The following is a 24,477-nucleotide window of genomic DNA, read 5'->3' on the forward strand; positions in this document are numbered from 1 at the left end:
GAATGACCGACATGTTGCGTGCCCCCGCCGAGGTGAAGTACGCCGAGGAACTCGACTGGCTGGAGTCGGTCGACGACGGCCCGAAGCCGTTCTCCTGGAGACTCAGCCCGCGGATGGTCCGGCTCTTCGTGCTCGGCTCCGAGCGGGCCGACGGCCTCGACCGGGAGATCTCGCAGAAGTGGTTCGGCGACCGGAGTTTCGTCGAGCGCAGCATCGTGACCCTCGCGTCGGACCGGGGCCTGCTGCTGATCGGCGACCCGGGCACCGGCAAGAGCTGGCTCGCCGAGCTGCTCGCCGCCGCCATCTGCCGCAACTCGACCCTGGTGGTGCAGGGCACCGCCGGCACCACCGAGGACCACATCAAATACTCGTGGAACGTCTCGATGGTGATCGCCCGGGGCCAGTCCCGGCAGTCGATGATCCCGTCGCCGATCATGACGGCGATGGAGCAGGGGGTGATCGGGCGGTTCGAGGAGCTGACCCGGTCGACCAGCGACGTGCAGGACGCACTGATCTCCATCCTCTCCGAGAAGTACGTCTCCATTCCCGAACTCGACGACGACAACATCGTCTTCGCCCAGCCGGGCTTCTCGATCATCGCCACCGCGAACAGCCGGGACCGGGGCGTGAACGACCTCTCCTCGGCGCTCAAGCGCCGGTTCAACTTCGTCCGCATCCCGGTCGTGACGAACAAGCGCAGCGAGGCGGAGATCGTCCGGTTCCGTACCACCGAACTGCTGCGCCGGCACAGGATCGAGCTGGACGTGCCGCCGACGCTGCTGGACATCCTGTTGCAGAGCTTCGCGGACCTGCGGGCGGCGGCGGCCGCGGCCGGCAGCGACGACGAGAAGCTGGAGTCGGCGCTCTCCACCGCCGAACAGATCGGGGTACTGGAGGATGCGATCCTGCACAGTCAATTCTTCGGCGACCGTACCCTCCGGGCCGCGACGCTGGCCGGCTCGCTGGTCGGCTCGCTGGCCCGGCGCACCCCGGAGGACCTGGCGATCCTGAACAAGTACTGGCACGGTGTGGTCGAGCCGCGCAGCAAGGCCGACGGCGGGTCGTGGCCGGAGTTCCTCCAGGGCGGTCGTGAGGCGATCGCCACGCTGTCGTGAGCGGCCACGCCGACATGAGTGGCCACGCCGACACGAGCACCGGCGCCGGCGCTCCCGACGCCGAGGCCCCGGCCCGACCGATCCCGCCGGACCGGCCCGACCGGTCGGCGGGCACGTTCGCTCCGCTGCGCTCGCAGCTACAGGGCGCGGCGACCGCGTTCGCCGGTGGTCCGGACGCGGTGGCCGACATCCTCACCGGCATCGTCGACGACGTCGACCGGGCGCTGGGGGAGGAGTTGGAGATCTTCCCGGTCTGCCACCACTCACCCGCCTCCGCCCTGGCGATGGCCCGACGGCTGCGGGAGAAGCAGCCCGCGGTGATCTACCTGGAGTTGTGTGAGGACCTGCGACCGCTGCTGGAGGAGTTGCGCAACTGCCGGCTGCCGGTGGCGTTGCAGGCGTTCGCGTCCGAGCTCGACGGGTTCCCGTCGGCCTGGGCACCGCTCAACATCGTCGCCCCGATCAGCGAGGCGTCGGCGGAATACCAGGCCATCGCATACGCGCTGGACAACCCGGACGTCGAACTGGTCCTGGTGGACCGGTCGGCGGACCACGTCTTCCAGTGGACGCGCACCGAGTCGCCCGATCCGGCACCCGACGCCGGCCCGGAGTCGGCCGACACCGACGCCGCCCCGGATGACGCCGGCGGGCAGCCGCCGGAGGAGGCGGCCCTGCACGGCGAGGCGGTCGGGATCGGCATCGGCGACCTGCGTCCCCGGTTCGCCGAACTCCGGTCGTACCTGCTGCACCACGGCAAGGTGCGGCACTGGTCCGAGTGGTGGGACCAGTACGTGGAGCAGCCCCTCGCCGACGCCGACTACGACACGTACCGGCAGGTGATGGTCTTGATCGGCAGCCTGTTCCGGCGACTGCGTCCGCCGGCCGGCCCCGGTCACGACGACCGTGACTCCGACCGCGAGCGCTACATGTGGACCCGGATGCGCCAGCACATGGCGGCCACCGGCGTCGACCGGTCGCGCTGCCTGTACGTCTGCGGCGCCTTCCACGCGGCCAGCCCGGTCGAGGAGTTCGGCACCGCACCCGGCACGCCCGACTGGGAGATCAGCCCACGCACCGCCACCCGCTGGCTGTACGGGCTCATCCCGTCCAGCCACTCGGCGATCGAGCGGCAGTTCGACCTCGCCCCCGGGTCGGTGTCGATCGCCCAGGCCGGCTGGACCAAGGCGGTCGGCCGGGGCGGCGTCACGCCGTACCAGCTTGCCGGGCAGCCGGGGGGCCGCAAGCGGGGCAGGGCGAAGAAGCAGCTTCCGGCACCGGCGGCAACGGCGCCGGTCACCGACCGGCTCTCCGGGTTCCTGTCCCGGCCACCGGTGCTGGACGAGGTCGACGAGGCGGAGCTGCTCGGCTGGTGCGTCGACATCGTGCGGCTGGCCCGCCGCAACGGTTACCTGGCCAGCACCGCCGACGCGATCGCGGTCTTCGAGACCTCGATCCTGCTGGCCGGGATCCGCAACCGGGCCCGGCCGACGCCCTACGACTTCGCGGACGCGGCGGTCACCTGCATCGAGAAGGACGTGGTTCCCGGCCGGCGGGACGTACGCCGGCTCTGCGACATCCTGCTCGGCGGCGACCGGATCGGCCAGGTCGGATACGACGCCCTGCCGCCGCTGGCCCGGGACGTCTTCGACCGGCTGGCGCCGCTGGGGCTCGCCCTGGAGACCCGCACCATCCAGCGGGCCCTGCTCGACCTGACCGCCCGCCCGGAGCTGGCCCCCTGCTCGGACCTGCTCTGGGTGCTGCACCGGCTGCTCCCGGACGGAGTCGTCCGCCCGATCATGGGGGAGCGGCGGCTCGGTGAACGCTCCATCCAGGAGAGTTGGGATCTGGGCCTGGGCCGGCACCAGCGCGCGGTGATCGAGCTGGGCTACGAGGGCATCACCGTCGAGCAGGTGCTGGAGAAGCGGCTGCGCCGCTCGGTCTGGGCGCCGGACGCGACCGCCGCGGTCGCGTTGGCGGCGGTGGAGGACGCGATTCTCTTCCTGCCCAGCCGGCGGTTCGTCGACGAGCTCGGTGGGCGGGCGGTGGAACTGCTCTCCGCCGAACGCACCGTGGACGACGCGCCCGAGGTGCTGCGCCGGATCCGGCGGCTGCTGGCGCACTACCGGAACACCGAGCCGGAGCTGCCGGCCTGGTGCGAGGCGTTCGTGACCACTGGGTACGCGCACTACTGCACGCTGCTGCCGACCGCGTTCGTGGACGACGAGACCGGCGTACGCCAGGTCGGTGCGATGCTCGGCTTCCTCTTCTCCATGGAGAGCCTGGCGCTGTCCCTCGGCTGCGACCGTGCCCAACTGGAGCTGGCGGTGCGGCAGTCGCATCCGGAGGCTCCGGCGAAGGTGGCGCTGCTCTGGGCGGCCCAGTCCCAACTGGGGCTGCTCACCGTGGCGCAGCTCCGGTCGCGCTGCGTCGAGCTGTTGACGAATCCGCTCGTCGTGCCGGCGTTCCCGCACTATCTGAGCGGCTTCGTGCAGGCGCTGGAGCCGGTGCCGTCGCTGGCCCCGGTCGTCGTGGAGGTGATCTCCGAGGCATTCGCCCGCCTGCCCGATCCGGTGCTGCTGCCCTGGCTGCCCAAGCTGATCACGACGTTGCGGGAGCAGGGGCGGGAACTCGTTCCGCTGCTGGTCCGGGAGGCGGGCCGGACGTTCCCGGCCGGTCTCGCCGCGCTCGATGCCTGGGTGCCGCCGTGGTCGGCCGACGCGCCTACGCCCGACCCGGGGGTGCCGGGTGCTGCGGTGGGTGGTAGCCCGGTGTCGTCGTCCTGCGGGCCCGTGGTCGGGTTGCTCCGTGACCACCCGGCCGCCTGCGACGCCGTTGCCGAGCTGCTCGGCTGCGATCCCGGCTGGCAGCCGGCGGGGCCACCGGCGGGCGGGTCACGGTCGAGCGAGGCGGCGGTGCTGCTGCTGGACACGCATCCGGCGACCACGTCCGCCGTCGCCGAGCTGCTCGCCGGGACGGCCGGCTCCCGGTGAACCGGTGCCGGAGGACGTGATGTCGGTGGTCGATACGGCCGCTGTAGATGCCAGCCGATCGAACGGCAGTGACGATAGCCGCTTCGATCTCCTGGCGGCTGCAGCGGCCGCGAAACGGCCCAGTGCCAACAGCGGCCACCGCCTCGACGTGGTGAACACGGCCACCGGCAGGGCGACGAGGGGCGCGGCCTCTACCGAGCTGGTTCTCCGACGACCGCGCCCGTACGCGCGGCCCGCGCGATCCCCCAGTCGTAGAGCGCCTGAAGCACCGGTGCCAGGCTGAGGCCCTCCTCGGTCAGCCGGTACTCCACGTGCGGCGGGTTCGTGCCGTGGTCGTCGCGGGCTACGAGTCCGTCGGCCTCCAACTCGCGTAGCCGCTGGGTCAGCATCTTCTCGCTCACCCCGGGCATTCGGCGGCGTAGCTCGCCGTACCGGTGTACGCCCTCCTTGAGGTGGGCGAGGATCACCGGTCGCCATTTGGCGCCGATGACATCGACGGCGAGTTCCACCGGGCAACCGTATTGCTTGCGCGTCGAGGGCTCCGTCGAAGTACGCACCGAATGGTGCGTACTTGTTCTTTCCTGGTCCGGATGCTGGGCTCTGTTCATGGTGATCGAGTACATCAGGTACCGCGTACCGCCGGAGCGGGTAGGCGGTTTCGAGGCGGCGTACGAGCGGGCCGCCGAGCTCTTGCGTACGGCGCCGCAGTGCGTGGACTACGAGCTGAGCCGTTGCCTGGACGATCCTGCCTGCTACCTGCTGCGGATCAGGTGGACATCGAGGGACGACCACCTGCGCGGGTTCCGGGGCGGCCCGCTGTTTCCGAAGTTCCTCGCCGAGATCAGGCCGTATGTCGAGGACATCGAGGAGATGCGGCACTACAGCGGCACCCCGGTCGTCGGCTCCGGCGGCGCCGCCCCATCCGTACCGCCGTCGCTGTACGAGTGGGCCGGCGGCTCGGACGCGTTCGCGAAACTGTGCGACGCCTTCTATCGGCTGGTCCGCGCCGACGAACTGCTCGCGCCGATGTTCGCGCGGATGGACCCTGAGCACCCCCGGTACGTGGCGCTGTGGCTTGCCGAGGTCTTCGGGGGACCGACCGCCTACACCGAGGGACGCGGCGGCTACCGCCACATGCTCGGCAAACACCTCGGCAGGGCGATCAGCGAGGCACAACGCCGACGGTGGGTCAACCTGATGACGGACGCCGCCGACGAGGTCGGCCTCGCGGACGATCCGGAGTTCCGTGCGGCCTTCGCCAGCTACCTGGAGTGGGGTACCCGGCTGGCACTACAGAACTCCCAACCCGATGCGGACCCGGTCCGGGAGGCACCGGTACCGCGTTGGGGCTGGGGCGTGGCCGCGCCGTACCAGGGCTGAGTCCGTGCCGCTGGCCCTGGTGGGCGCGTGGCTCTGGTGGGCGCGCTCGTCGTCGTCCACCTTGACGACATCGCCGCACTGTTCCTGCCGGCCACCCCACCGGGAGCGTGACGACCGGTCCACGGCCATGCCGTCGACCTGCTCGCCGCCTGCGGATCAGCGGTACAGGTCGACGGCATGGCGTCGAAGTGCGGTGGTTTACGGTCAGCCCGGCAGGGTTAGCTGCGCCGGGGTCGACCGCTGGGTGGTGGTGCCGTCGCCGAGTTGTCCGGCCGTGTTGTTCCCCCAGCACCACAGGCTGCCGTCGGTGCGGACCCCGCAGCTGTGATAGCTGCCGACGACGGCGCCGGTCCACGTGGTGGCGTTGCCGACCCGGGTGGGGGCGAACCGGTGGGTGGTGGTGCCGTCGCCGAGTTGTCCGGCCGTGTTGTTTCCCCAGCACCACAGGCTGCCGTCGGTGCGGACCGCGCACGGCGCGTCGTTGCTCGTGTTGACCCGGGCCCAGGTGGTGGCGGTGCCGACCTGGATCGGGCTGGTCCGGTAGGGGCCGGTGACCCCGAGCTGTCCGTACCCGTTCTCACCCCAGCACCAGAGGGTGCCATCGGCGCGGACCGCGCAGGTGAAGGTGTACCCGGCTGTCACCCCGGTCCACGTCGAGGTGCCGACCTGGGTCGGAGTCATCCGGTAGCTCAGGGTGCCGAGACCGAGCTGTCCACTCGAACTGTCACCCCAGCACCACAGGGTGCCGTCGGTGCGGACGGCGCAGCTGTGCCCGCGGCCGGTCGTGACACTCGCCCAGTTGGTCGCCGTGCCGACCTGCATCGGGGTGGTCGTGCTGGAGACGGACGAGCCGACACCCAGCTCCCCGTTACGGTTGATGCCCCAGCACCACAGGGTGCCGTCGGTCCGGACGGCGCAGGTGTGACTGGTGCTGGCGCTGACACTGGCCCAGGTGGTGGCGGTGCCGATGCGTACCGGGGTGTTCCGGTTCGTGGTGGTGCCGTCGCCGAGCTGGCCGTCGAGGTTGCGGCCCCAGCACCACAGCGTCCCGTCCGTCTGTACCGCACAGGTGTAGCTGTGGCCGGCGTCGATACTGGCCCAGGTGGTGGCGGTGCCGATGCGTACCGGGGTGTTCCGGCTCGTGGTGGTGCCGTCACCGACCTGACCGTTGTAGTTGCCGCCCCAGCACCAGAGTGTTCCGTCGGTGCCGATCGCACAGGTCTGCGCGTAACCTGCGGCGACGCTGGAGACCGCCGGGGCGGCGAGCGCGGCGTTCAGCGGGCCACGCTCGGCTGGACGGACCCCTGCGGCAGCTACGCCTACCGTGACTCCAATGGCGAGCGCGGCGATTCCGGTGGATATCGCCGCCCTGGCGATGATGGTTCTCGTCGCACGCCGCCATCGAGCCGGTGTCCAACCATCCTGATTTGCGTTCACGTACTGCTCTCCCTTGACGATGTCGGTGCCTGGACGGTGGAGGCGGCATTGCCCTGGTGGGGTCGGCAGCGACTCACCAATTCATAGCATCGATCTTCGTCATTGACTAGGGACAATGTGGAATCCGTGGAGCAGTGCTGTGGGATATGGAACCTCGGGTCGGCATTTCGCCTATTCGTCCGCTGATCGGGCACTCGGGCCGGCGGCCGTTCAACCCGGCCTCGGCGAACGCAGGTCAGCTCACGTCGCGTCGCCTCCGGCCGCCCCGCCGGAACGGGCCGGCGCCGCCCCCGCCGCCGGGTGGGCGACCGGGGCGGCGTGGATCAGGCGGTCAGGGGGTGCGGGTCGAGGTCTTGACTCCCGCGACGAAGGAAGACCAGGTGTACGGGGGGAAGGTGAGCACTGGTCCGGCGGCGTCTTTGCTGTCGCGTACGGCGACGACCCCGACCAGGTTGTCAGCGACCTCGACGCACTCGCCTCCGTTGTCGCCGCTGCGCGTGCTCTTACGCCACGCGGCGCCGGTCAGGTTAGCCATGATGGACCTCCGCAGCGATCTTTTCGATCATGTGTATCGATTGTCCCTCATCCAGTGCAAGAGCGGTCAGCCCGCTCCAGACGGTTTCGTAGGCGGCCAACTCGCTTGGCCGATCAAGATAGAGAGCCCCGGTCAGTGATTCGCAGTAGATGACTGGCGGCTCCGGGGTGTTTCGATTGCCGGCTGGGAAGTTCAGCATCACAAAGGTGCCGGCGACGGCGCCATGATGCAGCCCGATGGCCAGCGGCAATACGCGGATAGAGACGTTGGGTCGAGCGTCGACCCTGAGTAGGTGGCGAAGCTGAGCCGCCATCGTTTCGCGGCTGCCGACGATCCGCAACAGGGCAGCCTCGTGGATGATCAGCTCCACCCTGGGTGGAGATGGCAGGCGGCGGTTTAGCAGGGACTGTCGTTGCAGTCGAACCTCAACGGCCCGGTCTAGCTCCTCCTGACTGATCATCTGCTGATGTTGATAGACCGCCAGCGCGTACTCTCTCGTCTGGAGCATGCCCGGCACCATCGCGTCGTAGAAGAAGCGCAGTCGCGAGGAGGCGGACTCCAGGCCGACGTACAGCTCGAACCACTCCGGGATGGCGTCGCCGTACGCGTGCCACCAACCCTTCGCCTTCGTCTGGCTGGCCAGCCCGACCAGCGCGGTGACCAGATCCGGCCGGACGTCGTAGAGCGCGCACATCGCCTTGACGTCGAGCCCGCGGACCACCCCGAGTCCACTTTCGATCCGCCAGATCTTCTGCCGGCTGCACTCCAGGGCGTCGGCCGTCCCGTCCAGGGTCACCCCGGCCTCGGTACGCAGTTGCTTGAGGGTGCGCCCGAGTTGGCGGCGGGGCACGGTCGAGCCCATGTCCTCGGTCATGTGATCACTCCCCACGGTCGATTCTGCAACATCCTGCCGCCTCCGGTGAAACGTCTATCTGTTCCCCACAAATAAGTCAATGGCGGCCGACCGTTTCTCGCGAGAATTGGTTGCCAGCCACCCCGCACAGGCTACAAGATGGCGTGCGAAAGACGACCGTCCAAACAGTCTCTCGCATCGGCTGTCGTGCCGGCCGACAAATCATCGGCGAAAGGATGCTGCTGTCGTGCGCGCAATTGTCTGTCACATCCACTCCGCCCGCCGCCACCGCGGTGACCGACATGGACAGGCGGAGAACCGGCCCGCTCGGGATGTACGACGATGACCCGGCCGAGCACCGACGACCGGGCCCTCGTCACCACCTGCCCGAGCTGCGACGGGCTGACCTTCATCCTCACCGCCTGCGCCTGCGTCGAGTACGGCGATCGGCTCCTGGTCACCGACGAGCCGGCGCCCCGAGGGCCGTACCGGGATTGCCGGGTCTGTCGCGGCCTCGGCCGGGTCGGCCGCCCCTGCCAGCGGTGCGGGCAGCGCGGGGAGCGGCGGGCGCAGCTCGTGCTGACGGTGGCCAACCTGGACACCGGCGAGGTCGCCTCGGCCAGCGTCGTCCCGGGCGTGGTCACGCCCCGCCCGGCGTCCGAGGGTGGCTGGCAACTGCCGCTGTTGCCCCTGGTCGGCGAGCTGGCCGAGGCCGTCGGCGCGGCTACCTGGGCGAGCTGTTCGGGCGGCGCGGCTACCTGGGCGAGCTGTTCGGGCGGCGTGGCTACCTGGGCAAGCGGTTCCGGGCAGCCGGCCGGAGCCGTCGCGGTGCGGTTGCCCGACGAGTGGAGCCCCGAACTTCCCGACGACCAGCGGTCGGCGTTGGAGGGCCGGTCCATCGCCGGCTGTCCGGGCGAGAGCTGGCAGGTGTTCCTCGGTCGCAGCGTCGCCCCGCCGCCGGTCGCCCCGCAGCGGAGACTCGACCAGCTCCGCGCCCTCGCCGACCGGCTCTGTCTCGACCTGGTGCTGGAGGCGCGTCGGCTGTGCCACGACGACCTGCTCTGGGACGTCCGGTTCGACCTGCCCGGGGCGGCGGTGCCGGCGAACCTGCGGGGCACCGCCGCCAGTCTGGCCGACGCGCTCGGCGCCGTCACCGTCGCGTACGCGATCTCCGGGCTCGCGGCGCGCGGAGTGGCCGCGCCCGCCCGCTATCTCGTCCCGACCGCCGACCCCGGGCCGGGTCCGGCCCGCGACCTGGCCCAGATCGAGCGTCGGGTCATCGCCGACTGCACCGACCTGCGCACCGGGGAGCCGCTGCCCGGCGCGTGCGCGATCTGGCGGGACGGGCACTGGTGGCACAGCAGCCTGCGGGTCGCCGGTCACCGCGATCGGTTGGTCGAGCGGGAGACCGGGCAACTCGTACACCGGCGTACCGAGCTGCTGCGGCGGGGCTGGGAACCGCCCGACCCGGCCTGGCTGGGTGACACGATCCCGCACACCCCCTGCCCGGAGTGCGAACCGGCCGATGGGCAGTGGGCCTGTCCGTGCGCCGTCGACGTTTCCGCAGCCGATCCGGACTGTGCCGGCTGCGGCGGCAGCGGCCTGCGCAGCAGGGTGTCGAGCTGCCACACCTGTCGGGGCAGTCGCCGGATCTACCAGGGGCTGGTCGTCACCCTCACCGATCTGGCCGGCCAGGTCACCCACCTGACCTGGCGGGCTGGTGACGCCGCGCCCGCGTCGCCGGTCGGACTCAGCTCCGAGGGCACCCCGGTGGCCCAGCTACCCGACCGGTTCCGGCTGGCCGGACATGCCGCCACTTTCGACGTACGGCCGGAGGACCTCACCGAGGTCGACGGCGGCTGGCCGGTCGATCGCGAGCTGCGCGGTGGGTTGGTCTCCGGTCAGGTGACCGGGGTCGAGCCGTTGACCCGGTATCTCGCCCAGGCCGGCCGGGGGAGACCCGGCGGTCGGCTGATCGTGTCGGCCGCGCCACCCGAGGTACCGGCACTGCCGCAGGTGATCCGGCTCGCCCTCGCCCTCGGCCTGGCGGTCGAGGTCTCGGTACGCGACGACGGGTCGCACGCCGACAACCCGCTCCGGCCCCATGGCCTCTCCTGGCGCGTCGAGATCACCGTTGCCGGCCCGGCGCGGGCAGTGGCGGCCGAGGTTGCCTTCCCGAGCCGGCCGACCCTGGCCGGGGCGGTCGCCTACGCCCTCGACTACCTGGCAAGCGTGCTCGCCGAGGCGGTACCGGACGAACCGACCCGACCGATCCCGACGCCGTGCTCCGGAATGTCGGAGCCGATCGCCGACCCGGAGCCGATGCTCCGCCGGCTCGGCGCGGACCATCCCGGGCGGTGGGTCACCGTCCGCTTCGGTCCGTCCGGCTTCCGGACCGAGCTGCGAGACCAGGTCGATCCGCGATAGTACGGCGAACGGAACCGCTCGCCGTCCCGGCCTGCGTCACTGCTCGCCGTCCCACCCTGCGTCCGACCTCGGGCGGCCACGGCCCGGACTCCGATCTCGACAACCAAACGATCCTCGTGACATCGTCGATGCTCGCCACCATCCGGGGCTCCGGGATGAAACGGAGAGACCGATGTCTGTGCTCAGGTTCCTCGCTCGCCGTCGGCGTGCCGCTGACAGCACCGTCCACACCGGTCGGCTCGGCCGGTGGAGCCGGTCCGCGCCGCGCATCGGGGCCGGCGGGGTGTCGGCCGGGCCCCGCACCCGGCGGGCTGTCACCGGCGGGCTCGGGATGGCCCTGACGGTCGTCCTCACCGTCGGCGCGGCGACGCCGGCCGCCGGCTGGACCGGTGCCACCGGGCAGCGGCTCGACATCGAGATCCTCTCCAGCCGGCCCGACCGGGTCAGCGGTGGCGACGCGCTGGTCCGGGTCACCTTCGACGGGCGGGTCGACCCGCGTACGGTCCGGGTCACCCGCAACGGCACCGACGTCACCCGCGCGCTCCGGGTCGACGGCCGGTCGCTGCACGGGGTGGTCGACGGGCTCCGCGACGGCACCAACCTGCTCCGGGCGAGCGCCCGGTCGGCCCGTACCGCGACGCTGGCCGTCCGCAACCATCCCGTCTCCGGTCCGATCTTCTCCGGGCCGCCGCAGTACCCGTTCCTCTGTCGGACCGAGCAGAACGGGCTCGGCGCACCGCTGGTGGACAACCAGGACGGGCAGGGCATGCGGGTACGCGGCCCGGACGGCGAGGTCGTCGGCTGGAGCCGGGACTGTGCCGCCCCGACCGTCACCGACCGGCTCTACCGGGCCACCGACGGGACGTTCAAGCCGATGCCACCGGACGGGACCCGGCCGGCCGACCTGACCACCACCCGCACCCTGGACGGCCGGACCGTCGACTACGTCGTACGCCGGGAGCGCGGCACCATCAACCGGTTCGTCTACTCGATCGCGGTGCTGGAGGCGAACTGGAACCGGCGGGTCATCTACCGCTTCGACGGCGGGGTGGCGATCGGGCACGACCAGGGGCGGCTTCCCGGCGGGCATCTCTACCACGAGGGACTCTCGCTCGGCTACGCCGTGCTCTACTCCACCGGCACCCGCACGGCCACCCACTACAACCTGGTGCTCGGTGGCGAAACCGCGCTGATGCTGAAGGAACACTTCGTCGAGGAGTACGGCGTCCCGCTCTACACCGTCGGGGTCGGCGGCTCCGGCGGCGGCCTCCAGCAGTACGTCTACGGCCAGAACTACGGCAACCGGGTGATCGACGCGGCGATACCGCAGTACTCGTACCCGGACATGGCCACCCAGACCATCCACGTCGGCGACTGCGAGCTGCTGGAGCACTACATGGACGTCACCGATCGGCCGAACCCGAAGTGGCGGGACTGGGAGAACCGGACCTGGCTGATCGGCATGAACGCCAGCGCGACGGTGCCGAACCCGTACCTCGGCGGTGCGCCCGGGTCCACCGAGTGCGTCGAGGGCTGGCGTGGCCTGACCCCGCTGGCACTCAACCCGCGCTGGTCGCCCGGCGACCCGCTCTGGGCCGAGATGGACCCGCCCGGTGTGGCCGGGACGGTGCAGTGGTCGCACTGGGGCGACCTGGTCAACATCTACGGCACCGGCCCGGACGGGTACGCCCGATCCACCTGGGACAACGTCGGCGTCCAGTACGGCCTGTCGGCGCTGACCTCGGGCCGGATCACCCCGGCCGAGTTCCTCGACCTGAACGCCCGGGTCGGCTCCTGGAAACCGCAGTCGGAGATGGTGCAGGAGGGCTGCCCGTTCACCCCGGCGGCCTGTGCCGACCCGGCCCAGTTCGACCCGTGGTCGTCCCGGAACATGCGACTGTCGCCGGACGACGGCCGGACACCGGCCCCGCGTACCACGGGTGACCGGCAGGCGATCCGGGCCGCGTACGAGTCGGGGATCGTCTTCACCGGCGACATCGACATCCCGGTCATCGACTGGCGGCACTACCTCGAAGAGCAACTGGACATGCACAACTCGCACCAGTCCTTCGCGTCCCGGCAGCGGATGCGCGAGCACGACCGGAACGCCGGTAACCAGGTCATCTGGTTCACCGACGCCCGGCCGGCCGAGGCGTTCGACCAGACTCCGGATGCGCTGTCGGTGATCGACGACTGGATGGCCAACCTGCGTACCCGGCCGTGGCGGGGTGTGCAGGGCAACAGGCCGGCGCTGGCCGTCGACCGTTGCTTCAGCACCACCGGTACGGAGATCGCCCGGGGCGACCACGTCTGGAACGGCATCCTCGACAACCGGCCGGCCGGCGCCTGCACCCGGCAGTTCCCGCTCTACGGCACGTCGCGCACCGTCGCCGGTGGTCCGATCGAGGGCGGCGTCTACGCCTGCGACCGGCAGCCGGTCCGGGTGGCGATCGCCCGGGGACTCTACGGCTCGTGGCGCCCGACCGACACCGAGCGGCGGCGCCTCGAACAGATCTTCCCGACCGGGGTCTGCGACTACCGCTGACCCGGCGCCTCCCACCCCGCGCCTGCCGGCCGACCCGCCGGCGCCCCCGGCGCCGTGCCCTGCCCGGTGGTCGGAAAATCGCTCGTGAATGCTGCCGTCGTCGAAACGCCATCACGTATCAGGGCACCCAGCCATCGGTACTGCAAGCGTTGAGTCGGCAATCCAACCGATTGACATCGCCGCCAATCGCCGCCGTGTCCCGGACGCCGTTCTCCGGTTGGACGTACAGACATCTGACAGTCCCGGTCCTGGTTGGCGGCTGCGGCCGACCAGGCCATCGGGCGCGGCGCAGAAGGAGCGATGACGGTGCGCGGAGCGGCGGGCGCGAATGAGAAGGAGATATTCGAGCGTCGAGAATCGGCGGTGCGGAGCTATTGTCGCCAATTCGACTGCGTATTCGACACGGCGGAGGGAAGCGTGGTGCGGGACGTCACCGGCCGCGAGTACCTCGATTTCGTCGCCGGTGCCGGTTCGCTGAACTACGGGCACAACGACCCTGACATGCGGGACGCCCTGATCGCCCATCTGGAACAGCGCGGGATGTCGCACTGCCTCGACCTGTCCAGCGCGACCAAGGGTGCGTTCCTCAGCGCGTTCGAGTCGTTGGTGCTGCTGCCCCGAGGTCTGGACCATCGGGTGCAGTTCACCGGCCCGACCGGGGCGAACGCCGTCGAGGCGGCACTCAAGCTGGCCCGCAAGGCGACCGGGCGGACCAACGTGGTCGCCTTCACCAACGGCTTCCACGGCGTCTCACTCGGCGCGCTGGCGGCGACCGGGAACCGGCACCACCGGGTGGGCCCGCAGCTTCCGCTGCCCGGGGTGACCCGGATGCCGTACGACGGATACCAGGGCGCCGGGATCGACACCGCCGACCTGCTGGCGCGGATGCTGCGGGACCCGTCCAGCGGGCTGGACGCGCCCGCCGCGATCCTGTTGGAGACCGTGCAGGGCGAGGGCGGCCTGAACGTCGCCTCGGCCGGCTGGCTGCGCCGGATCGCCGAACTGGCCCGCGGCAGCGGTGCGCTGCTGGTGGTGGACGACGTGCAGGCGGGCTGCGGTCGTACCGGCACGTTCTTCAGCTTCGAGCCGTACGGGATCGTTCCGGACCTGGTCGTGCTCTCGAAGTCGATTTCCGGGTTCGGCCTGCCGATGGCGCTGCTACTGATCCGTCCCGAGTACGACGTCTGGCAGCCCGGCGAGCACAACGGCACGTTCCGGGGCAACGCGCACGCCTTCGTCACCGCGCAGGTGGCGCTGACGAAGTTCTGGTCCGGTGACGACTTCACCGCCGACGTGGCGCGCCGCGCCGACCTGCTCGCGCGCCGGCTGGCCGAGGTGGCCGACGCCGTGCCGGGCGCGGTGCTGAAGGGGCGCGGGATGATGTGTGGCGTCGACGTCGGCTCGGGGGAGCTGGCCTCGGCCATCAGCCGGCGTTGCTTCGCGGACGGCCTGATGCTGGAGACCGCTGGCCCGCACGACCAGGTGGTCAAGGTGCTGGCGCCGCTCACCACTCCGGACGAGCTGCTCGACAACGGCCTCGACATCCTGCTGGCGGCGACCCGCGCCGCGGCGACGCAGGTCGCCGGATCGGACCAGGACGAGCAGGCGGCGCCGACCGCCGGGTCGGAGCGGGACGTGTGGGGCTCCTCCGGCCTGGTGCCGGCGTGACCGGGCCGGCACCGGTGGCGCCGGGTGCCGCTCCCACCGTCGCGCCCCGCACCCCGATCCCGGCGGCCCGGCCCGGCACCGGGCTGGTACTGACCGCACCGGGCGCGGACAACCGGGTGCGCTGGCGACCCGGTGACCGCCTGCACCACCTCTTCGAGCAGCGCTGCGACCGCTTCGCCGCCGAGGGTGATCCCGGGCGCCTCGCCGTGGACGACGGCGAGCGCCGGCTCACCTTCGCCGAACTCGACGCCCGGGCCAACCAGTTCGGCCGGCTGCTGCTGGCCCGGGGCGTGCGGCCGGGCGACCGGGTCGGGCTGCTCCTGGACCGGTCGGCCTTCGCCTATCTGGCCATGCTCGCGGTGTCCAAAATCCATGCGGTGTACGTCCCGGTGGACGCCAACTTCCCGGCGGACCGGATCGGCTTCGTCGTCGCCGACGCGGGAGTCGGGACGATCGTCACGCTCTCGACGCTGGGCGACCGGCTCGACGACGTCGCCGGCACGGTGATCCGGATCGACACCGACCCGGATCTCGACCGGTACCCCAGCCACCGGATCGCGCCGGACGAACGCGGGCCGGACTCGGGCGAGCTGGCCTATCTCATCTACACCTCCGGCAGTACCGGCCGGCCCAAGGGCGTCGCCATCGACCAGGCGAACATCTGCAACTTCGTCCGGGTGGCCGTGGAGTGCTACGGGCTGCGCCCGGACGACCGCGTCTACCAGGGGATGACGATCGCCTTCGACTTCTCCGTCGAGGAGATCTGGGTGCCGCTGGTCTCCGGCGCGACGCTGGTGCCGAGTACCGCGCCCGGGGCGCTGGTCGGCAGCGACCTGGCCGGCTTCCTCGCCCGGCAGCGGGTCACCGCGCTCTGCTGCGTACCGACGCTGCTGGCCACGATCGAAGAGGAGCTGCCGGAGCTGCGGTTCGTGCTGGTCTCCGGCGAGGCATGCCCGGCGCACCTGGTGGAGCGGTGGCACCGGCCGGGCCGCACGCTGCTCAACGTCTACGGCCCGACCGAGACGTCGGTCACCGCCACCTGGACCCGGCTGGAGCCGGACCGGCCGGTGACGATCGGGGTGCCGCTGCCGACGTACTCGGTGGTGATCCTGGATTCCGCCCACCGGGTCCTGCCCGCCGGCCAGACCGGCGAGATCGGCATCGCCGGGGTCGGCCTCTCTCCGGGGTACGTCAACCGGCCCGACCTGACCGCCCGGGCCTTCATCCCGGACCCGATCGGGATCCCGGACAATCCCTCGGGACGGATCTACCGGACCGGGGACCTCGGCCGGATCACCCCGGACGGGCAGCTCGACTACCTGGGCCGGATCGACAGCCAGGTCAAGGTGCGCGGGTACCGGATCGAGCTGACCGAGATCGAGTCGGTGCTGCTGCGGCTGCCGGAGGTTGCCCAGGCGGCGGTGACGACGTACCAGCCGGAGCCCGGCGTCGTCGAACTCGCCGCCTTCTACACCCGGCGGGCCGGTGCGGCGGCGCTGGAGAGCGGGGCGGCGCTGGCCGCGCTGCGGACCCGGCTGCCGGGCTACATGGTCCCGGCCTATCTCGAGGAGCTGCCGGAGCTGCCGACGCTGCCCAGCGACAAGGTGGACCGCAAGCGCCTGCCAGCCCCGTCCGGGCCGCGTGCGCTGCCGACGACGTCGGTGGTCGCCCCGGTCGGGCCGACCGAGGGTGCACTCGCGGAACTCCTCGCCGACCTGCTGCGGGTGGACCGGGTCTCGGTCCGGGACGACTTCTTCGCCGACCTCGGCGCCGACTCGCTGGTGATGTCCCGGTACTGCACCCGGCTGCGGGAACGGCTCCGTGCCGACGTCTCGATCAAGGACGTGTACCTGCACCCGACCGTGCGCGCCCTGGCCACCGTCGTCGGGGCGGACACCCCGGCGGCGCCACCCGAACCGCCGCGCCCGGCGCAGCGGGTGCCGAGCAACCTCGAGTGGTACGGCTGCGGGGTGCTGCAGACCCTCTTCGGGCTGGGCTACCTCGTGCTGCTCGCCGCCGTGGCGCTCGCCGGGTACACCTGGATCACCGACGGCGCCGGCGCGGGCGACGTCGCGCTGCGGTCGCTGAGCTTCGGGGCGGCCTGGTTCGGCGTGCTGGCGGTGCTGCCGGTGGCGCTGAAGTGGCTGCTGGTCGGGCGGTGGCGGGCCGGCACCTTTCCGATCTGGGGGCTGCGCTACCTCCGCTTCTGGGTCGTCAAGCGGATGATCCGGGCCAACCCGCTGGTCCTCTTCGTCGGATCGCCGGTCTACAACTTCTACCTGCGGGCGCTGGGCGCGAAGATCGGCCCGGGCGCCCTGGTGCTGTCCCGGTCGGTGCCGGTCTGCACCGACCTGATCGAGATCGGCGCCGGATCGGTCGTCGGCCGGGGCGCGAGCTTCCTCGGCTACCGGGCCGAGGCCGGCTGGATCACCACCGGTCCGGTCCGGCTCGGCCGGAACGTCCAGGTCGGCGAGGGCAGCGTGCTCGACCTCGACACCGTACTCGGCGACGGCGCGCACCTCGGGCACGCCTCGTCGCCGCGTGCCGGGCAGGTGGTACCGGCCGGAGCGCGGTTCCACGGGTCACCGGCGGTGCCCGGCGGGAGCGGCAACCCGGTGGCGGAGCCCCGGCACTGCGCGGCGGTGCGCCGGGGCGCCTACGGTGCCGGCCAGCTCGTCGGCCGGGTGGTGGTCGACACCCAGTTGCTGGTCGTACTCGCCGCGCTCGCCTTCACGCTGGACATCAGTACGGTCTCCGGATCGCTGCTGATGTTCGTCGGCGGCATCCTGCTCGGCGCGCTGCTGGTGCTCGCGGTGCCCCGGCTGGCGAACCTCTTCCTCGCCGCCGACCGGGCGTATCCGCTCTACGGCTGGCGGTGGATCTGCTTCCAGACCGTTTCCCGGTTCAGCAACGTCCCGTACTTCAACCTCCTCTTCGGGGACAGCTCGTACGTGATCGGCTACCTCCGGGCGATCGGCTGGCGGTTCCGGCAGGTACGGCAGACCGGCTCGAACTTCGGCTGCGGGCAGCGGCACGACACGCCGTTCCTCTGCGAGGTGCGCGGCGGGGTGCTGGTCTCCGACGGGCTGTCGATGGGCAACGCCCGGTACTCGCCCACCTCGTTCGCGCTGTCCCGGGTCACCGTCGGTGCGGAGAACTTCCTCGGCAACCGGGTCGTCTTTCCGGCCGGGGCGCGGGTCGGCGACAACTGCCTGCTGGCGACGAAGGTGATGGTGCCGGTCGACGGCCCGGTCCGGACCGGCGTCGGGCTGCTGGGTTCCCCGCCGTTCGAGATTCCCCGGTCGGTACGCCGGGACGCCGGCTTCGACGAGCTGAGGGCCGGGGACGAGTTCCGTCGCCGGCTGTCCCGGAAGAACCGGTCGAACCTGCGCACCATGGGCTGGTACCTGCTCAGCGGCTGGCTGCTCTTCTACCTCTCGATCCAGGTCGTGGTCCGGGTCGAGGGCATCCGCGACGGCGCCCGGCCGAACCTGTTCACGTTCAGCGCCGGGCTGCTGCTCGCCATGCTGCTGATCGTCGGTTACTCGGCCCTGTTGGACTGGCTCTGCCTCGGTTTCCGCCGGCTGCGCCCGCTGCGCTGTTCGATCTACGACCCCCGGTACTGGCGGCACGAGCGGTACTGGAAGCTCACCGGGGTCGGGCACCTCGGCCTGTTCAACGGCACCCCGCTCAAGCCGCTGCTGCTGCGCCTGCACGGCGTACGGGTCGGCCGGCGGGTCTTCGACGACGGCTGCGGGATACCGGAGCGGACCCTGGTGCGGATCGGCGACCACTGCACGCTGAACGAGGGGTCGACGCTGCACTCCCACTCGCTGGAGGACGGGACGTTCAAGACGGACCGGATCCGGCTCGGTCGCGGCTGTTCGGTCGGCACCGGCGCACTGGTGCACTACGGCGTCGAGCTGGCCGACGGGGTGGTGGTGGCTCCCGACTCGTTCGTGATGAAGGGCAGCAGCCTGCCGGCCGGCACCGTCTGGCGGGGCAACCCGGCCCACCAGGTGTCGGGGCCGGGCGCCGCCCCGACCGGCGGCCGGCCGGCGCAGTAGCGGGGACGCCGTCACCGACGTCGCCCGCCGACTCGGCCTCGGCGTAGACGACCGGGGAGCGGCCACGGTGGACGGGGCCGTGGCCGGCGTCCGGGTCGGAGCGCGTTGACAGCCGATACCTAACGGTTAAACTCTAACCGTTATGCATTGGCCGGCACGGGCTCGCGTCGCGGGTCGCCGGCACCGCCAGGGGAGGGCGACCCATGACCGAGCACGCCGTCCGGCCCGCCGCGACCGCCGCGCCGCCGGACGTACCCGGAAGGACCGCGACCGACGGCGGCGGGCGCCGTACGCTGGCCCCGATCGCCTGGCGACCGCTCGGCGCCGTCGCCGGCCTGGTCGCCGCGTTGCTGCTGGCCACCAACGGCGGCTACGGCTACCACCGCGACGAGCTCTACTTCCTGATGCTCCGCCCCGACTGGGGCTACCGGGACCAGCCGCCGCTCACCCCGGCGATCGCCCGGCTGGCCGACGCGCTCTTCGGCGGCTCGCTCTGGGGCCTGCGGGTGCCGGCCACCCTCTTCGTGCTGGCGGCGCTGTTACTGGCCGCCCTGCTCGCCCGGGAACTCGGCGGCGGCGCGCTCGCCCAGACCCTGGCCGCGTTCGGCCTGGGCACCGGGGCGACCACGCTGATCTTCGGACACGTACTGCTGACCGCCGGCGTCGACCTGGTGGTCTGGCTCGGCATCGTCCTCTGCGCCGCCCGGGCACTGCTGCGCGACCAGCCGCGCTGGTGGCTGGCGGCCGGAGCCGTACTCGGGATCGGGCTCTACAACAAACTGCTCGTGGTGCTGCTGCTGATCGGGCTCGGCGCCGGCCTGCTGGCGGTGGGACCGCGCCGGATCCTGGCCGGTCGCTGGCTCTGGGCAGGCGTCGCACTCGCCCTGCTGATCGGCGCGCCCAACCTGGTCTACCAGTTCACCCACGAGCTGCCCCAGGCCGACATGGCCACGGCGCTCGCCGACGACAGGGGCGCCGAGTCGCGGAGTACGTTCGTGCCCTTCCAGTTCCTGCTGATCGGACCCCCGCTGGCGGCGGTCTGGATCGCCGGCCTGGTCGGGCTGCTGCGTCGCCGACCGTGGCGGCCGGTACGCGCACTCGCCGTGGCGTACCTGGTGGTCTGCGTACTGGTACTGGTGTCGGGCGGCCAGCACTACTACTCGTACGGGCTGCTCGGCGCGCTCCTCGCCGCCGGCTGCGTGGTGCTGGCCGACTGGCTGGGGCGGGGGCGACGGCGGCTGCGCGCGTCCGTGGTCGGCACGGCGTACCTGCTCAACGCGCTGGCGAGCGCGGTAATGGCACTACCGCTGCTCCCGGTCGAGGTGCTCGGGGACTCGCCGGTGCCCGGGATCAACGTCACCGCCGCGGACTCGGTCGGCTGGCCCCGCTACGTCGACCAGGTGGTCCGGGCGTACGACGAACTCCCGCCCGCCGACCGGGCCGCGGCGGTCGTGCTGACCGCCAACTACGGCGAGGCCGGCGCGCTCACCCGGCTCGGCGCCGACCGGCTTCCCCCGATCTACAGTGGACACAACGAGCTGGGCTACTACGGCCCGCCGCCGGAGTCGGCGACGGTGCTGGTGGGAGTCGGGGTGGGTGAGGTGGGCGAACTCCGCCGATTCTTCGGCGGGTGCCGGATCGCCGGACGGCTCGACAACGGAGTCGGGGTCGACAACGAGGAGCAGGGCGTGCCGATCGTGGTGTGCCAGGACCGCCGGCTGGCCTGGGCCGAGCTGTGGCCCCGGATCCGGCACTTCGACTGACTGTGCGGGTGGTGGGGCGGTTCGGCAGTGCGGAGCCGATCGTCGGCAGTAGTGGGTGTGACCCTTCGCCCGACTGGCTTCGTGCCTTCGAGCTGACTTGTCCGCCTGCTGCTGCCGGCGCCGGCCCGGGGCTGACACGGGACAGTGCCCCGGCGGCCGTTCTGGTTTGATACGGCGGTAGCGGTGCGGATGGCACCGCACCGCCACTTGCCGGTCGTTTGTCGCGAAATCATCCCGTCCCGAGGGCAACCGATGACCGGCGGGCTGCGTCTTGTCAGATGTCGGTCCGGGACTACGTCAGTGAGGGGTGCCGGTGCGAAGGCGACTACCGAAAGGTTCGCTGCTGCGCTCGTGCGTGCTCGTGTTGCTCGTCGCAGCGGGTGCCGCTTGCAGCGAGTCCGATCCGGAGGCCCGGACCCCCGGTCTGGCGGCCCGGGGCACCGCCATGACCACGGCGAAGCCGGCCCGGCAGGATCTCGACAACCGGGTCAGCCTGGCCGGCAAGGTCACCATGAACCCGGTATTCGGCGTGGTGGCCCCGGTCGCCGGTCAGATCCGCTACCGCGACGTCGAGCCGCCGGAGAGCACGCCGACCAAGGCGACGCGGGTGGCCAGCATCTGGGCGAAGGGCCGAAGCCACCGGATCGACGTACCGGCCGGTGCCGTCTTCGCCGGCCGGCTGGTGGACGACCGGTCCAACGTCGCCGCCGGGATGCCGGTGGTGTCGGCGAAGCGGATCGGGTACGGGCTGGTCGCGGAGATCGACGGCGCTCAGGCATACCAGATCTCGGACTCGCTGGCAACCGTGCAGGCCCAGATCAAGAACGGCCCCGGCCCGTTCGCCTGCAAAGTCCTCGGCACCATCGCCGCGCTGCCGGCCGGGACGATCCCGGACCCGCCGGCACCGGAACCGTCGACCGGCCCGTCGGCCGGCCCCGGGGCGCCCCCGGTCGTGCCGGTCGGCCCGCCACCGGACCCCCGGCAGCCGGTCCAGCCGTCCGAGCCGACCGGCATGCGGGTGGTCTGCACGGCACCGTCCAACGTCAAACTGATCAACGGTGCCACCGCCACCCTCGAGGTGGTCACCGCCCGGGCCAGGAACGCGCTGGTGCTCCCGGTCGAGGCGGTCGCCGGCGGTCAGGGCCGCGGCAAGGTGGACGTGGTCGGCCCGGACGGCAACCGGGAGACCCGGGACGTGGTGCTCGGGCTCAGCGACGGCAAGGTCGTGCAGATCACGTCCGGGCTGACCGGTGACGAGACGGTCGCCGTACCCGGCCCCGACCTGCCGCCGGCCAAACCGGCGCAGCCGGGTGGCCCCGCCGACCCGATGGGCGGGAAATGACCGCGCTGCTGGAACTGCACGGCATCACCAAGACGCTGAAGGGACAGCAGAAGCCACGGACCATCCTCGACGGCGTCGACCTGACCGTCGAGAGTGGAGAGAGCGTGGCGATCCTCGGCCGGTCCGGCTCCGGCAAGAGCACCCTGCTCAGCCTGATCGGCCTCTTCGACCGTCCGGACGGCGGTCGCTACCTGCTCGGCGGCCGGGACATCACCCGACTGCCCGAACGCCGGGCGGCGGCGCTGCGCAGCGCCGAGTTCGGCTTTGTCTTCCAGCGGTTCTTCCTGCTGGGGCACCTCACCGCCGCGCAGAACGTGGCGATGGCCCTGGTCAACGGGCAGGGCTGGCTGTCCCGCGGCAAGCGCCGGGCCCGTACCATGGCCGCACTCGACCAGGTCGGCATCGCCCACCTCGCGAAGCACCGTCCGGCCCGGCTCTCCGGCGGCGAACAGCAGCGGGTGGCGGTGGCCCGGGCCCTGGTCCGGGAACCACGCCTGCTGCTGGCCGACGAGCCGACCGGCGCGCTGGACACCGAGACCGGCAACCTGGTGATCGAGGTGATGCGCTCGGCCACCGACCGGGGCTGCGGGCTGATCCTGGTCACCCACGATCGGGACCATGCCGACAAGATGCGCCGGGTGTTGCGGCTCAGCGACGGGATGCTCAATCCCGCGACCACCACCCCGGACGAGGCGTGGACACCGGAGTCCGCCGCGAGCGGGTCCGGCACGCGCTGGACCGATCCGGCCGCCGCGACCCAGACCGCCCCGTCCGGGACCGCTCCGATCGCCGTGCCGGACGGGGCGACCCGGTGATCCGGCTCTCCGGGCGGTTCCGGTCCGCGCTGATCATCGGCGTCCAGGGCATCCGGGCCCGCAAGATGCGTACCTTCCTGTCGATGGTCAGCCTTTTCCTCGGCGTACTGGCCGTGGTGGTGGTGCAGGCCGGGGCCGAGACCCTCGAACGGGCCCAACTGGCCAACCTCGCGCTACAGGTGGGCAAGGACGGCACCCGCCAGGCGTACCTGCCGGCAAGTCCGGAGAGCGTCCGGGTCAGCAATGACACCCTGGCGAACCGGCCGGACGCGGTGGCGATCTCCACCCGACAGGCGATCGTCGGCGAGCCGGGAGTCGCTCCGATCAACCCCGGCGGAGCCCCGTTCGACCAGGCCGGCGGCTACGGCGGCCCGGGCGGCCCGGTGTACTGCGACCAGTACGGCTGCCGGTCGATCTCGCCCGGCGGCGACGCGGGGACACCCGTACCGGGGCAGGCGATCGAGCTGACCCTGAACACGCTGACCGGCGACATCCGCCAGTTCAAGCCGTTCCGGAGGGTCTCCGGGCAGTGGCTGGACTTCACCTCGGCGCCGTCCCTGGCGCCCCGGCTGGTGCTCAACCTGGAGGCGGCGAAGGGCTTCAACCGGCACCAGGTACCGGCCGAGATGCGCATCGACGGGGCGACCGCCAACCCGACGCCCCGGATCATCGGCGTGGTCGACGACGGCAACCCGCAACCGGTCGCCTACCTCCGGGCCGACGAACTGGCGAACTGGATGCCCCCGGCGACCGGCCCCAGCGAATTCAGTCCCGGTCTCCAGGTGATGATGGCTCCGACGGCGGGCGAGCTGGAACGGCTGCTGGTGCTCCGGATCACCGCGACCGGGATACCGGCGGACCAGATCCACTTCGAGACGATCCAGGCCCGCAAGGAGATCGCCCGGGACCTGGCGCTGATCCGGTGGATCTTCCTCGGCATGGCGAGCCTGGTGCTGTTGATCGGGGTCGCCGGCATCCTCAACGTCGGGCTGGCGACCGTGGGAGAACGGGTCGAGGAGTTCGCGTTGCGCCGGGCGGTCGGCACCTCGCGGCTGCTGCTGGCCGGCATCGTCCTCGCCGAGACCCTGCTCACCGGCCTGCTCACCGCGGCTGCCGCGATCGGGGCGTCCGCGCTCGCCCTGAGCGTGGCCGGTACCCTCTTCGCCGACCAGGCGCCGTTCCTCGAAGACATGGTGTTCCCGTGGCGCGCGGGAGTTGCCGGCGTCATCGCCGGCCTGGTGGCCGGGCTGCTCGGCGGACTCATCCCGGCCATCCGGGCCGCCCGCATCCCGATCGCGACCGTCATGCGGGCCTGACCCGGAGGCGGCCGGACCAGGACCACCGGATAGCCGGCTATACCCCTTCCACGCCCGCCCAACCCGGTTGTGTCGTCGCCCGCCGTCGGTGGCGGCTCCCGGGCACTGCCCGAGGCAGGTCGACCGGAGATACCTTCCCGGCCGGCCGCATGTCTTGCCCTGGGCCGGGAACCGCACACCCGCCGGTGCCGGGTCGACCGGGCCGGCCCGGCGGGGACGACTGG

Annotated in this window: 15 protein-coding genes; 11 read left to right on the forward strand and 4 right to left on the reverse strand. The window is 71.8% G+C overall.

Features of this window, described 5'->3' with window-relative positions:
- Nucleotides 1–2: 2 nt before the first annotated feature.
- Both R6Y94_RS13845 and R6Y94_RS13850 read left to right on the forward strand, forming a co-directional pair.
- Nucleotides 3–1,115 (forward strand): AAA family ATPase, encoded by a 1,113-nt coding sequence (locus tag R6Y94_RS13845; RefSeq protein WP_318396226.1) that lies wholly within the window; start codon nt 3–5, stop codon nt 1,113–1,115.
- 14 nt (nt 1,116–1,129) lie between these two features.
- Nucleotides 1,130–4,105 carry a DUF5682 family protein gene (locus R6Y94_RS13850; protein ID WP_318396227.1) on the forward strand — a complete coding sequence of 992 codons (2,976 nt, stop codon included), beginning with the start codon at nt 1,130–1,132 and terminating at the stop codon, nt 4,103–4,105.
- Nucleotides 4,106–4,296: 191 nt separating this feature from the next.
- Here R6Y94_RS13850 and R6Y94_RS13855 read toward each other — a convergent pair whose 3' ends face one another.
- Complete coding sequence (locus tag R6Y94_RS13855) at nt 4,297–4,614, reverse strand: helix-turn-helix domain-containing protein (protein ID WP_318396228.1); 318 nt, start codon at nt 4,612–4,614, stop codon at nt 4,297–4,299.
- A gap of 97 nt (nt 4,615–4,711) precedes the next feature.
- On the opposite strand from R6Y94_RS13855, the gene R6Y94_RS13860 reads away from it, so the two are divergent.
- Complete coding sequence (locus tag R6Y94_RS13860; protein ID WP_318396229.1) at nt 4,712–5,485, forward strand: group II truncated hemoglobin; 774 nt, start codon at nt 4,712–4,714, stop codon at nt 5,483–5,485.
- A gap of 204 nt (nt 5,486–5,689) precedes the next feature.
- Here the strand turns inward: R6Y94_RS13860 and R6Y94_RS13865 are convergent, their stop codons facing one another.
- From R6Y94_RS13865 to R6Y94_RS13875, 3 genes are all read right to left on the reverse strand, one after another.
- The gene (locus tag R6Y94_RS13865; RefSeq protein WP_318396230.1) at nt 5,690–6,922 is read right to left on the reverse strand and encodes a hypothetical protein; all 1,233 of its coding nucleotides are present in this window, start codon (nt 6,920–6,922) and stop codon (nt 5,690–5,692) included.
- A gap of 331 nt (nt 6,923–7,253) precedes the next feature.
- Nucleotides 7,254–7,457, reverse strand: coding sequence for a DUF397 domain-containing protein (locus R6Y94_RS13870; protein ID WP_318396231.1), 204 nt, complete (start codon nt 7,455–7,457; stop codon nt 7,254–7,256).
- Nucleotides 7,450–8,331 carry a helix-turn-helix transcriptional regulator gene (locus R6Y94_RS13875; RefSeq protein ID WP_318396232.1) on the reverse strand — a complete coding sequence of 294 codons (882 nt, stop codon included), beginning with the start codon at nt 8,329–8,331 and terminating at the stop codon, nt 7,450–7,452. The genes R6Y94_RS13870 and R6Y94_RS13875 overlap by 8 nt, the downstream gene beginning before the upstream one ends.
- Before the next feature lie 321 nt (nt 8,332–8,652).
- On the opposite strand from R6Y94_RS13875, the gene R6Y94_RS13880 reads away from it, so the two are divergent.
- The 8 genes from R6Y94_RS13880 to R6Y94_RS13915 all read left to right on the forward strand — a co-directional run bounded on the left by R6Y94_RS13880 (nt 8,653) and on the right by R6Y94_RS13915 (nt 24,253).
- Nucleotides 8,653–10,737, forward strand: coding sequence for a hypothetical protein (locus R6Y94_RS13880; RefSeq protein ID WP_318396233.1), 2,085 nt, complete (start codon nt 8,653–8,655; stop codon nt 10,735–10,737).
- 172 nt (nt 10,738–10,909) lie between these two features.
- The gene (locus tag R6Y94_RS13885) at nt 10,910–13,282 is read left to right on the forward strand and encodes a DUF6351 family protein (protein ID WP_318396234.1); all 2,373 of its coding nucleotides are present in this window, start codon (nt 10,910–10,912) and stop codon (nt 13,280–13,282) included.
- A 300-nt stretch (nt 13,283–13,582) separates the two neighbouring features.
- Nucleotides 13,583–14,950 (forward strand): diaminobutyrate--2-oxoglutarate transaminase, encoded by a 1,368-nt coding sequence (ectB, locus tag R6Y94_RS13890; RefSeq protein WP_318396235.1) that lies wholly within the window; start codon nt 13,583–13,585, stop codon nt 14,948–14,950.
- Nucleotides 14,947–19,017 carry a Pls/PosA family non-ribosomal peptide synthetase gene (locus R6Y94_RS13895; RefSeq protein ID WP_318396236.1) on the forward strand — a complete coding sequence of 1,357 codons (4,071 nt, stop codon included), beginning with the start codon at nt 14,947–14,949 and terminating at the stop codon, nt 19,015–19,017. Before ectB ends, R6Y94_RS13895 begins: the two co-directional genes overlap by 4 nt.
- 203 nt (nt 19,018–19,220) lie before the next feature.
- A complete protein-coding gene (locus R6Y94_RS13900; protein ID WP_318396237.1) occupies nt 19,221–20,780 on the forward strand; it encodes a glycosyltransferase family 39 protein in 1,560 nt (519 codons plus the stop codon).
- A gap of 313 nt (nt 20,781–21,093) precedes the next feature.
- Nucleotides 21,094–22,122: an efflux RND transporter periplasmic adaptor subunit gene (locus tag R6Y94_RS13905; protein ID WP_318396238.1), complete on the forward strand. Its 1,029-nt coding sequence runs from the start codon at nt 21,094–21,096 to the stop codon at nt 22,120–22,122.
- Nucleotides 22,119–22,937, forward strand: a complete 819-nt coding sequence (locus tag R6Y94_RS13910) for an ABC transporter ATP-binding protein (RefSeq protein WP_318396239.1) — start codon at nt 22,119–22,121, stop codon at nt 22,935–22,937. Before R6Y94_RS13905 ends, R6Y94_RS13910 begins: the two co-directional genes overlap by 4 nt.
- Nucleotides 22,934–24,253 carry an ABC transporter permease gene (locus R6Y94_RS13915; RefSeq protein ID WP_318396240.1) on the forward strand — a complete coding sequence of 440 codons (1,320 nt, stop codon included), beginning with the start codon at nt 22,934–22,936 and terminating at the stop codon, nt 24,251–24,253. Before R6Y94_RS13910 ends, R6Y94_RS13915 begins: the two co-directional genes overlap by 4 nt.
- The last annotated feature ends 224 nt before the right edge of the window (nt 24,254–24,477 follow it).

Source organism: Plantactinospora sp. KLBMP9567, assembly GCF_033446045.1.
In the GTDB taxonomy this organism is placed as follows: Bacteria; Actinomycetota; Actinomycetes; order Mycobacteriales; family Micromonosporaceae; genus Plantactinospora.